Raw genomic sequence first — 10,810 nt, forward strand, 5'->3', positions numbered from 1 at the left:
ATCAAAGTGGTACTTTGATGGGGCCCAATGGATGAGCTGGGAGGGCGACGACCGGCCGCCGGCCAACTGGCGTCGGATGCATGAATTTGCCTGGCTGTTCGCCCGTTTCTGGCACGGCTTCGGGCGCCTCGGGCCGCGCGGGCCGGTGGATGGCGCGCCGGCGCTGGTCATTCCCGGCTTCATCGCCACTGACCGGACGACAATGGCGCTGCGCAAGGGACTCGCCGATGGCGGCTGGCGGGTTCACGGCTGGAAGATGAGCTGGAACCGTGGCGCCCAGGCCGACACGATCGAGCGGCTCGGGCAGCGGCTGGACGAGGTGAGCGGTGGGCGCCCGGTGCTCGTGGTCGGCTGGAGCCTCGGCGGCGTGTTCGCGCGCGAACTGGCGCGGGCCGTTCCCGACAGGGTGCGAGCGGTGGTGACACTCGGCTCGCCATTCTCGGGCGATGCCAAGCAGAACAATGTCTGGCGGCTTTACGAATGGGTCGCCGGGCACAAGGTCGACGAGCCGCCGATCCCGCGGATTACCGGCAAGCCACCGGTGCCGCACCTCGCCATCTGGTCGCGGCGTGACGGGATCGTCGCGGTGCGAGCCGCTCGCGGGCTCGAGGAGGAACGCGACAAGGAGGTCGAGCTGCGCTGCACCCACATGGCGTTCGGCGTGTCGAGCCGTACGGTCCGTCAGGTGGTGCGTGAAATCGACACCTTCCTCAAAAATGAGTCCTGATCGGCAACCATTCTTGTTTCGGTAACGTAAATACCCCATTTTCAGTGACATGAAGTGGGAACGGACCCCCGCGCCGCTCGGCCCGGCGCCAGATCGGTTCAGTCGCGACGACCTCGCGCCGTCGGGCTGGAGCCGCTTGGCTGAGGTGGTCTGGCATCTGCCGCGGCTGCTGTCGGGGCTCGGTCCACTCACTCCGCGCGGTCCCGAGGACGGGCCGCCGGCATTGGTCATCCCAGGATTTCTCGCCACCGACCGAACGACGATGGAGCTACGCCGGGCGTTGGCGCGGGTCGGTTGGCGCGTCCACCCGTGGCTGCTGGGGCTCAATCGCGGGGCCAAGGCGGACACGCTTGAGCTGCTCGGCGAAAGGCTCGACGCGCTGCGCGATCGACGCAAGCTGTTGTTGGTCGGCTGGAGCCTCGGGGGGATTTTCGCGCGCGAGCTGGCCTTCCGCCACCCCGACAAGGTGCGCGCGGTGGTGACGCTCGGCTCGCCCTTTTCGGGCGACCTTAAGACCAACACCAACGTCCGCGAATTCTATGAGAAGATCGCCGGCCACGACGTCAACCAGCCGCCGTTCGAGCGGCTGGCCGGAAAGCCGCCGGTGCCGTTCCTGGCCTTGTGGTCGAGGCGCGACGGGATCGTCGCCCCGAGCGCGGCCCGGGGCCTGGCCCATGAGGTCGACAAGGCGGTCGAAATCGACACTCGCCATACCGGCTTTGCGGTCCATCGCCCGGCGCTGAGCCGCATGGTCGCGGAGATCCGCAGCTTCCTGACGGAGGTCGAAGGCCGGCCGCCGGTCATGGGAAGCATCGCCGCTTGACGGTGATCCCCTCGAGGTAGTTCGGGGTGAAATCGCTGGCCATTGACTCCTTGCCGCGGACTCGGAGTATAAGAACAAAACTAGAACAAAGTGTTGCGAGTCGTGTGGCGAGAGGTCTTTCCCTGGTCGCCGGCGGAGGGTTCATTGCGCCCTTTGGGCCGGCTGTCGAACGCCCGATCCTTCAGGGTTTGGGCGAGGGCTGGAGCCTGCCTCGGCCACTTGGTCCAACGCTGTTCGAATTGTTCGCCGGCCACCCGCGCGACGCTGGCTGGGCGGGGTTCCTGCTGGCCCAGGTTGAGCCCGGAAAGCCGCTGCTGTGGGTGCAGGAGCGGATGGCGATCCTTGAAGCGGGGCGAATTTATCCACCTGGCCTCGGCGGGGTTGGCGGAAATCTTGGCGACCTCATTCACGTCACCGCGCGCGATGCCCGTTCGGCGCTGTGGGCGATGGAGGAAGGGTTAAGGTGCCCGGGTCTGGCGGCCGTGATCGGCGAGTTGTGGGGCGACCCGGCGAGCCTCGATTTCACCGCGACGCGGCGGCTGGCGGTCGCGGCCGAGCGGTCTGGCGTGCCGGCCTGGCTGGTGCGGCTGGGCGGCTCGGCCAATCTGAGCGGGGCGCGGATGCGCTGGCGGGTGGCGAGCGCGCCGAGCTTGACCCACCCATTCGACCCACGCGCGCCGGGAGCGCCAGCCTGGGACGCGGAGCTGTTTCGAGCGCGTGGGAGTGCCCCGGGACGGTGGAGCATCGCCCATGACGGCGGGGCAGCGGATCCTTTCCGTCTGGTGGCCGCAGCTGGCGATCGAGCGCTGGGCGAAGACCAACGACTTAGGGCCTGACGCGCCCGTCGCCCTCACGGTCGAGGGCACGCACGGCCTGGTGATTGCGGCGGTGACCAAAGCGGCGGCGCACAGCGGTGCTCGCGTCGGCGCCCGGCTGACCGATGCGCGGGCGCTCGACCCGAGCCTGATCAATGTCCCGGCCGATCTGGCGGGCGACGCGGCACTGGTCGGAAGACTGGCGCGCTGGGCCGCGCGCTGGTCGCCATTGGTCGAGATCGACGGGCGCGATGGGCTGCGGCTCGATATCACCGGCGTCGCACATCTGTTTGGCGACGAGGCAGCGCTGGTTGAGGATGTGCGAAGGCGCTTCGCCGCGCTTGGTCTGTCGAGCCGCGCTGCGGTCGCACCAACTCCCGCCGCAGCGTGGGCGCTGGCGCGGTTTAGCCCCTCTCCCGCGAGGGGAGAGGAGCTTGCTGTGCTCCTCGCTCCCCTGCCCGTCGCCGCGCTGCGGCTTTCCCCGCAGTCGGTGCGAACCCTCGAGCGGCTTGGGCTCAAGACCATCGGCGCGCTGGTTGGCGTACCGCGGCGTTCGCTGGCCCGCCGCTTTCGCGAGGCGGACAATCCACTCGATGCACTCGACCGCGCGCTGGGCCGCAAGCCCGAGCCATTGATCGCAACCGCCTGCGAGCCGTGCCCACGCAGCCTGCTGCGGCTCGAGGAGCCGGCGACGTATCCCGAGGCCGCGGCGCAGGCGCTCGAGCAGCTGATCCCTAACCTCGTCGGGCAATTGGAGCAGCGCCATCTCGGCGCGCGGCGGCTGATGCTGATCGGTTTTCGGGTCGATGGCAGCATGGCCGTCGCCAGCGTCGCTACCTCGATCCCCAGCCGCGAGGCGAAGCATCTTCAGCGCCTGCTCGCCGACAAAGCGGCGGCGCTCGATCCCGAGTTTGGCTTCGACGCCTTCGCACTTGAGGCGGAGTGGACCGAAACCCTGGGCGCGGCCCAGGAGAGTCTGGTCGAGGCGCTATCCGGGACGCGCGACATCGCCCGGCTGATCGACCGGTTGTGCGTCAAGCTGGGGCCTGAGCGGGTGCGGCGACCGAGGGCGCGGGAGAGCCATCTGCCCGAGCAAGCGAGCGACTGGGTGAATGCTGTTTCGTCATTGCGAGGAGCCGAAGGCGACGCGGCAATCCAGAAACGGGGAAAGAAACTGGATTGCCGCGCTTCGCTCGCAATGACGGCAAGACCCCAGCGCCTGCTCGACCGGCCGGAAGCGATCTCGGTGATTTATGCGACCCCTGAAGGCGTCCCGCGGCGGTTCGTGTGGCGGCGCGTGGTGCACGACATCGACCGCGTCGAAGGGCCCGAGCGGATCGCGCCCGAATGGTGGCGGGCGCCGTCGAAGTGCCGCCTGCGCGATTATTATCGGGTCGAGGACGCCAGCGGCCGCCGCTTCTGGATCTACCGCGAGGGCGTGATTGGCGATGGCCGCGGCGGGGCGCCCGCCTGGTATCTGCACGGGCTGTTCGGCTGATGCCCGAAACCAGCAGCTTTGCGCGGAAGATGCTGGTCCGCGATGGGCCGATCGAGGCGATTGCGCCGGCGCCGTTCGTCGAGCTTGGCGTGACCAGCCCGTTCAGTTTTTTGCGCGGCGCGTCGGACGCGATCGAGCTGGTGCTCGCGGCGCTGGGCCACGGCATGGACGCGATCGGCATCGCCGACCGCAACACGCTGGCCGGGGTGGTTCGCCTGCACAGCGCGGCCAAGGAAGCGGGCTTGCGACCGCTGATCGGCTGCCGGCTGGACCTCGTCGATGCCCCGAGCCTGCTGGCCTATCCGCAGGACCGCGCAGCCTATGGCCGGCTGTCGCGGCTGCTGAGCCTCGGCAAGATGCGGGCGAAGAAGGGTGAGTGCGAACTGAGCCTGACCGATGTTGCGGACCATGCGGACGGTATCGCCTTCATCGCCTGGCCAGCGGATAATTTTGAAGTGGAGCTGCCACGACTGCGGGAAGCCTTGCCGTCACTGCGTCATGTCGCGGCGAGCTACCTCTATCGCGGCGACGATGCGGCGCGGATTGAGCGGCTGGATCGGATGGCGAAGGCCAATGGCGCCATGATCTTGGCGACCAACGACGTGCATTATCATGCGCCGGATCGGCGACCGCTGCAGGACGTGATGAGCTGCATCCGCCAAAAGGTCCAAATCGCCGATGCGGGCTATCTCTTGAACGCCAATGCGGAGCGGCATTTGAAGAACTGCGCGGCTATGACAAGATTGTTCGATCGCTGGCCGCAAGCCATTGCCGCGACACGAGAATTTGCCGATGCGCTCAATTTCAGCTTGGACGAATTGCGCTACGAATATCCGCGAGAGACAGTGCCGGAAGGGCGCTCTCCCCAGCAGCATCTCGAGCATTTGACGTGGGCCGGGGCGCGCGGGCGGTGGCCGGCCGGAATCGCCCCAAAAGTGCGCAAACAGCTCCGCCACGAGCTCGCGCTGATCGAGAAACTCGACTTCGCGCGTTATTTTTTGACCGTCCACGAGATCGTCGCGTTCGCGCGCGGGCTCGACCCGCCGATCCTGTGTCAGGGGCGCGGGTCGGCGGCCAACAGCGCGGTCTGTTATTGCCTCGGCATCACCGCGGTCGACCCGGCGACCAGCGACCTGCTGTTCGAACGCTTCATTAGCGAGGAGCGGAAAGAGCCGCCCGACATCGACGTCGATTTCGAGCATGAGCGGCGCGAGGAAGTGATCCAGCACATTTACGCCAAATATGGCCGCCACCGCGCGGGCATCGCCGCGACCGTGATCCATTACCGCCCGCGCAGCGCGATCCGCGAAGTCGGCAAGGTGATGGGCCTGTCCGAAGACACCACCGCCGCGCTCGCCTCGACCATCTGGGGGCAGATGAGCGAGGAGCCCGTGGCCGAGCGGACCAGCGACGCCGGGCTCGACCTCAGCGATCCGCACCTGCGGCGGACGTGCCGGCTGGCCGAGCAATTGATCGGCATGCCGCGCCATCTGTCGCAGCACGTCGGCGGCTTCATCCTCACCGAGCGGTTGCTGACCGAGACGGTGCCGGTCGGCAATGGCGCGATGGACGACCGCACCTTCATCGAATGGGACAAGGACGACATCGACGAACTGGGCATTTTGAAGATCGACGTGCTGGCGCTGGGCATGCTGACCTGCATCCGCAAATGCTTCGACCTGGTCACCGCGCATCATGGCGAACGCTGGGAGCTGGCGACCGTCCCGGCCGAGGTAAGCGAAGTCTACGACATGCTGTGCCAGGGCGATTCGCTGGGCGTGTTCCAGGTCGAGAGCCGAGCGCAGATGAACATGCTGCCGCGATTGAAGCCGCGTTGCTTCTACGACCTGGTGATCGAGGTCGCGATCGTCCGCCCGGGGCCGATCCAGGGCGACATGGTGCATCCTTTTTTGAAGCGGCGCAGCGGCAAGGCGCCGGTGACCTTCCCCTGCCCGGCGCCCGAGCATGGCCCGGCCGATGAGCTCGAGAAGATCCTCGGGCGGACGCTCGGCGTGCCGATCTTCCAGGAACAGGCGATGAAGGTCGCACTGGATGCGGCGCGGTTCAGCCCGGCCGAGGCCAACCAGTTGCGCAAAGCGATGGCGACCTTCCGCTCGAAGGGGAATATCGCCTTGCTGCAGGACAAGATGGTCGGGCGGATGGTCAAGCGCGGCTACGACCCCGACTTCGCCCAGCGCTGCTTCGACCAGATCAAGGGTTTCGGCGAATATGGCTTCCCCGAGAGCCACGCGGCGAGCTTCGCGCATCTGGTTTACGTGTCGAGCTGGCTCCGGTGGAAATATCCGGCGGCGTTCGCGTGCGCATTGCTGAACAGCCAGCCGATGGGGTTTTACGCCCCGGCGCAGATCGTGCGGGACGCGCGCGAACATGGCGTCGAGGTGCGGGCGGTGGATGTGAACCATTCGGATTGGGAATGCACTTTAGAAGCCCTCCCCCTTGATGGGGGAGGGTTGGGTGGGGGTGGCGTCTCCGCCCACGCTGCGTTCGATGTCCAGCGTCACCCCACCCCTACCCCTCCCCATCAAGGGGAGGGGAGGTTGGCGCTGCGGCTTGGCCTGCGGCAGGTCGAGGGGTTGCGCGTTGCCGATGCCGAGCGACTGGTCGCGGCGCGGGGGGTGCGGCCTTATGCAAGTGTCGAGGATGTGCGGGTGCGCGGGCGGGTGCCGGTGCAGGCGATCGAGCGGCTGGCGGCGGCGGACGCGTTCCGGTCGATAAAGCTCGATCGGCGGGCGGCGCTGTGGGACGCCAAAGCGCTGAAACCGGCGCCAGATTTGCCATTGTTCGCGGCGGCGGATGCGCGCGACGAGGGCGCCGAGGCCGAGATCGCGCAGCTGCCGGCGATGCCGCTTAGCGAGCATGTGGTGAACGATTACCAGACGGTGCGATTGTCGTTGAAGGCGCACCCGATGCACTTTTTGCGGGCGCATTATGCGGGGCGCGGCTTCGTTACCGCCGGCGACCTGGCCGCCTTGCGCAACGGCAAGACCGTGGCAATCGCCGGGCTGGTGCTAATCCGCCAGCGGCCGGGCAGCGCCAAGGGCGTGTGCTTCATCACCATCGAGGACGAGACCGGGGTCGCCAATCTGGTGGTGTGGCCCGACGTATTCGCCAAGCAGCGCACAATCGTCATGGGGGCGCGGCTGATGGCGGTGCGCGGGGTGGTGCAGAGCGAGGAGGGCGTGATCCACATTGTCGCGCGCCGGCTGACGGATGACACGGTGATGCTGCGGCATTTGAGCGAGGATATCGTCGCAGCGCCGCTGTCCCGCGGCGACGCGCCCGGCGCCATGCGCCCGCCAACGCACACGCATCCACGCGATGTCGACGTCATCCCCAAGAGCCGCGATTTTCATTGAGCTGCCAGTCCGGACAGATTCGCCAATCCATATTCAACATGATTTAGTGAAGGCGCTGCTCTCGTCATGAGTCGCGTCTCTGGTGATCGGAGCAGCCGGCCTGCCAATCGACAGGCCGCACGCGGGCAAGTCCCGCACTTGGGGGAATATCCATGCGCTTCATCACGCTCACCGCGGCCGCGGCCGCACTCGCCATGGCGTTTGCCGCACCGGCATCGGCCCAGCCAAACGACAAGGCGATAGTCTCCATCTATCATTGCGCGCCGGGACAGCAGGGCGACTTCCTGAAGTGGCTCGACCAGCAGGATCGCATCTCGGCCGCCGCCGGGATCGCCAAGGGTCAACTCTACGCGCACACCGACGGCGACAGCTGGGACTATGTCGTGATCTATCCGGCGAACACGCCGGCGCAAGACGACGCGTTCGACGCCGCCGGCAAGAAAATGGGCATCAACACCAAGCGCGGCGGGCTGGAGCTGCGCAAATACCTGGCCAGCCACACCGATACCTTCGTGCGCGGCCCGATGACCGCGGCCGAATATCTGGCGTTTGTCGGCGAGAAATAAGGATGTGGGGCGCGGCTTCGGTCGCGCCCCTCAGCTCCCCGCGTCCGCGCAACGATTCGCCGAGCGCGTTCATCTGAGCGCAATCTGAGCGCACCATTACCGCCACAAATCGCGGCTACACGGACTCGCATGAAACGAATTTTGACCGGCCTCGCCTTGCTTGCGACCGCGGCCGCCGCTGCGGCGGCGCCAATCGAAGGCCAATGGACCAACCCCAAGCACAATGTGATTATCCACATCGTGCCCTGCGGCACCGCTTATTGCGGCAAGATCATTTGGGCGTCCGACAAGGCCAAGGACACCGCTCGCAAAGGCGGGACTGCCGAACTGGTCGGGGCAACCTTGTTGACCGGGCTCAAGCCCGCCGGCCACGGCGATTATAAGGGTCGGGCGTTCGACCCCAAACGAGGCCTCCATGGCACCGCGACCATCCGTTTGGTTGGCGACGACGGCCTTGATGTGAAGGGCTGCGCGTTCATGGGCTTCCTGTGCAAAACCCAGCGCTGGACGCGGGTTAGCTAAGGAATTCGGACTCCCCAATCACCCCCGCGAGCACGGCATCCTGGAGCGCGGCGATTTCGTCGGCCCAGTAGCGGTCGGTGGTGAGATAGGGCGACAGCGCCCGGACCTTGGCGTGGACGACCTGCAATGTGTACGAAGTTTCGAGCGGGGCGTGGCAGTCGACGCCCTGGGCGGCAGCAATCAGCTCGATGGCGACGACGCCGGCGGCGTTGCGGGCGATCTGACAAGCTTTGCGCGCCGCGATCGGGGCCATCGAGACATGATCCTCCTGCCCGGCCGAAGTCGGGATCGAATCGACGCTGGCCGGATAAGCGAGGCCTTTGTTCTCGCTGACCAGAGCGGCGGCGGTAACCTGCGGGATCATCAGGCCCGAATTGACGCCCGAATCCTCGACCAGGAAAGCGGGCAGGCCGCTCATCTTGGGGTCGACCAACACAGCGGTGCGGCGCTCGGAGATGCTGCCGACCTCGCACAGCGCCATCGCTATCATGTCGGCGGCGAAGGCAATTGGCTGGGCGTGGAAATTGCCGCCGGAGATGGCAGTGTCTTCGTCCGGAAAGACGATCGGGTTGTCGGTGACGGCGCCGGCCTCGATGGTCAGGGTACGGGCGGCGTGGGTCAGGAGGTCGAGCGCGGCGCCCATCACCTGCGGCTGGCAGCGGAAGCTGTAGGGGTCTTGGACCTTGCCGCAGCGGCCGTGGCTGGCGAGGATCGCGCTGCCGTCGAGCAAGCCGGCGATTTCGGCGGCGACGCGGATCTGGCCGGGCTGGCCGCGACGTTCGGAAATGCGCGGGTCGAACGGGCGGATGCTGCCCTTCAAGGCGTCGACCGACAGCGCCCCGGCGGCAATGGCGGCGGCGAACACCCGCTCGCCCATGAACAAGGCATCGACCGCGATCGCGGTCGAGGCCTGGGTGCCGTTGATCAGCGCGAGGCCCTCCTTGGGGCCAAGCTCGAGCGGCTCTATTTCGAGTTTCTGCAGCGCCGCGCGGGCGGGCATGATGGTGCCGGCGACATCGATGCTGCCGTGGCCCAGCAGCGCCGAAATCAGATGGGCGAGCGGGGCAAGGTCGCCAGAGGCGCCGACACTGCCCTGGCTGGGGATCAGCGGCATCGCATCGCGGTCGAGCAGGCCTTGCAGCGCGTCGATGATCAGGGGGCGGACGCCAGAAAAACCGCGGCCGAGGCCGAGCAGCTTGAGGACGATCATCAGGCGAGTGACGTGGCGCGGCAGCGGATCGCCAATACCGGCGCTGTGCGAGAGGATGAGGTTACGCTGAAGCTCGGCGAGGCGGTCGTCGGGGATGCGCGTGTTGGCAAGGCTGCCGAAGCCGGTGTTGACGCCGTAGACAGTCTCGCCGCCAGCGACGATGCGCTCGACCGAGGCGGCGGCGTTAGCGACGCGGCTCATCGAGGCGTCGTCGAGGCGGGCGGGGGCGCCGGACCACAGGTCACGCAGGGTGGCGAGGGATATCGCGTTAGGATCGAGAGAAAGGCTCATCGCCGCCGCGTCTAGGAGATTCGAGCGGCGCGGGCCAGCCGGACAACCGTTATGCGGTGGCGGCCGCCCGTGGCGCGACTGGCCGCGCGCCGGCGACCCAGCCATGCCAGGCGATGCCGACACTTGCGATTGCGGTCGTGACCAGCAGGAACGGCAGGTTGATGGCGGCGACGCTGGCGAAAATCGCCGCCCAACCCGGCAAGCGGCCAGCGGTCAAGAAAAGGATCGCCTGCGCAGCGATGATGCCCGCGACCAGCAGCCAGGGCCGGCCATGCCTGGGTGCCTGCGAGTAAAGGGCGAGCGCAATGGCGCAGGCCCCGGCGTTACCGAGCGCGAAGGGATAGTCGAACGGCAGCGCATCTATGCTGAACATCGGCACGTAGCCGCGAAGCAGGCGCCAAATGATCGGCGCGACGACGAACATCACCGTGCCGAGCATGTAGCGGGCGTGCAGCTGCACCTTGTAGCGGTAGCGAAGGCCGCCCCAGAACAGCAATGCGTAGCCGATGTTGGCGAGCGGATCGAAGAAACCGAATTGCGCGATGGTCATATTCTCCGGATCGGCCACGCCGCCGGCAAGTCTCGTCGCCTCGACATGGATGACCCACAATCCGGCGACCAGGAACAAGGGGAAGAGGGCAAACACGGCCAGCCCGACCGTGCGGTGCAACGCTCGCTGATCGTGGTGGATCGACCAGCTCTGGACGATGGCGAGCATGGTCCACAAAACGGCGCTGGCGGCATGAAAGTGGTGGGCGAGTTTCGCCTCGGGAAGCTTGCTGAGGTAGGACGGCCAGAAGGCGACAAAGGTCAGGACCAGCAGCGCGAGCACGAACCAATAGGCATTCCGATACGGCATCGTCACCCTCCCCCGAGGTCAAACGCGCGCTTGCTATCACGAATATTGGCTTGTCAGTAGCCCCGGCAACCTAGCCGATCATCGGCAAATCCAGCCCCTGTTCGCGGGCGCAATCGACGGCG

9 protein-coding genes are annotated in these 10,810 nt (G+C 66.9%); 7 read left to right on the top strand and 2 right to left on the bottom strand.

Going from position 1 to position 10,810, the window contains the following annotated elements; translation table 11 throughout:
- The first annotated feature begins 31 nt into the window (after positions 1-31).
- The 7 genes from RMO25_RS01790 (at position 32) to RMO25_RS01820 (ending at position 8,328) form a co-directional block, all read left to right on the top strand.
- On the top strand, positions 32-727 hold the full coding sequence (locus RMO25_RS01790; RefSeq protein ID WP_309660887.1) for an alpha/beta hydrolase: 696 nt from the start codon (positions 32-34) through the stop codon (positions 725-727).
- Positions 728-776: 49 nt separating this feature from the next.
- A complete protein-coding gene (locus RMO25_RS01795; RefSeq protein WP_309660888.1) occupies positions 777-1,550 on the top strand; it encodes an alpha/beta fold hydrolase in 774 nt (257 codons plus the stop codon).
- Positions 1,551-1,738: 188 nt separating this feature from the next.
- The gene (locus RMO25_RS01800) at positions 1,739-2,386 is read left to right on the top strand and encodes a hypothetical protein (protein WP_309660889.1); all 648 of its coding nucleotides are present in this window, start codon (positions 1,739-1,741) and stop codon (positions 2,384-2,386) included.
- Positions 2,301-3,863: a DNA polymerase Y family protein gene (locus RMO25_RS01805; protein ID WP_309660890.1), complete on the top strand. Its 1,563-nt coding sequence runs from the start codon at positions 2,301-2,303 to the stop codon at positions 3,861-3,863. The genes RMO25_RS01800 and RMO25_RS01805 overlap by 86 nt, the downstream gene beginning before the upstream one ends.
- Positions 3,863-7,240: an error-prone DNA polymerase gene (locus tag RMO25_RS01810; RefSeq protein ID WP_405051820.1), complete on the top strand. Its 3,378-nt coding sequence runs from the start codon at positions 3,863-3,865 to the stop codon at positions 7,238-7,240. The genes RMO25_RS01805 and RMO25_RS01810 overlap by 1 nt, the downstream gene beginning before the upstream one ends.
- Before the next feature lie 152 nt (positions 7,241-7,392).
- Positions 7,393-7,806 (top strand): hypothetical protein, encoded by a 414-nt coding sequence (locus tag RMO25_RS01815; RefSeq protein ID WP_309660891.1) that lies wholly within the window; start codon positions 7,393-7,395, stop codon positions 7,804-7,806.
- 129 nt (positions 7,807-7,935) lie between these two features.
- Positions 7,936-8,328 carry a DUF2147 domain-containing protein gene (locus tag RMO25_RS01820; protein WP_309660892.1) on the top strand — a complete coding sequence of 131 codons (393 nt, stop codon included), beginning with the start codon at positions 7,936-7,938 and terminating at the stop codon, positions 8,326-8,328.
- On the opposite strand, the gene hutH is transcribed toward RMO25_RS01820, so the two are convergent.
- Both hutH and RMO25_RS01830 read right to left on the bottom strand, forming a co-directional pair.
- Positions 8,321-9,829 (bottom strand): histidine ammonia-lyase, encoded by a 1,509-nt coding sequence (hutH, locus tag RMO25_RS01825; protein WP_309660893.1) that lies wholly within the window; start codon positions 9,827-9,829, stop codon positions 8,321-8,323. The genes RMO25_RS01820 and hutH overlap by 8 nt on opposite strands.
- A 49-nt stretch (positions 9,830-9,878) precedes the next feature.
- Complete coding sequence (locus RMO25_RS01830; protein WP_309660894.1) at positions 9,879-10,688, bottom strand: hypothetical protein; 810 nt, start codon at positions 10,686-10,688, stop codon at positions 9,879-9,881.
- Positions 10,689-10,810 lie beyond the last annotated feature (122 nt).

This window comes from Sphingomonas sp. (assembly GCF_031361285.1).
In the GTDB taxonomy this organism is placed as follows: domain Bacteria; phylum Pseudomonadota; class Alphaproteobacteria; order Sphingomonadales; family Sphingomonadaceae; genus Sphingomicrobium.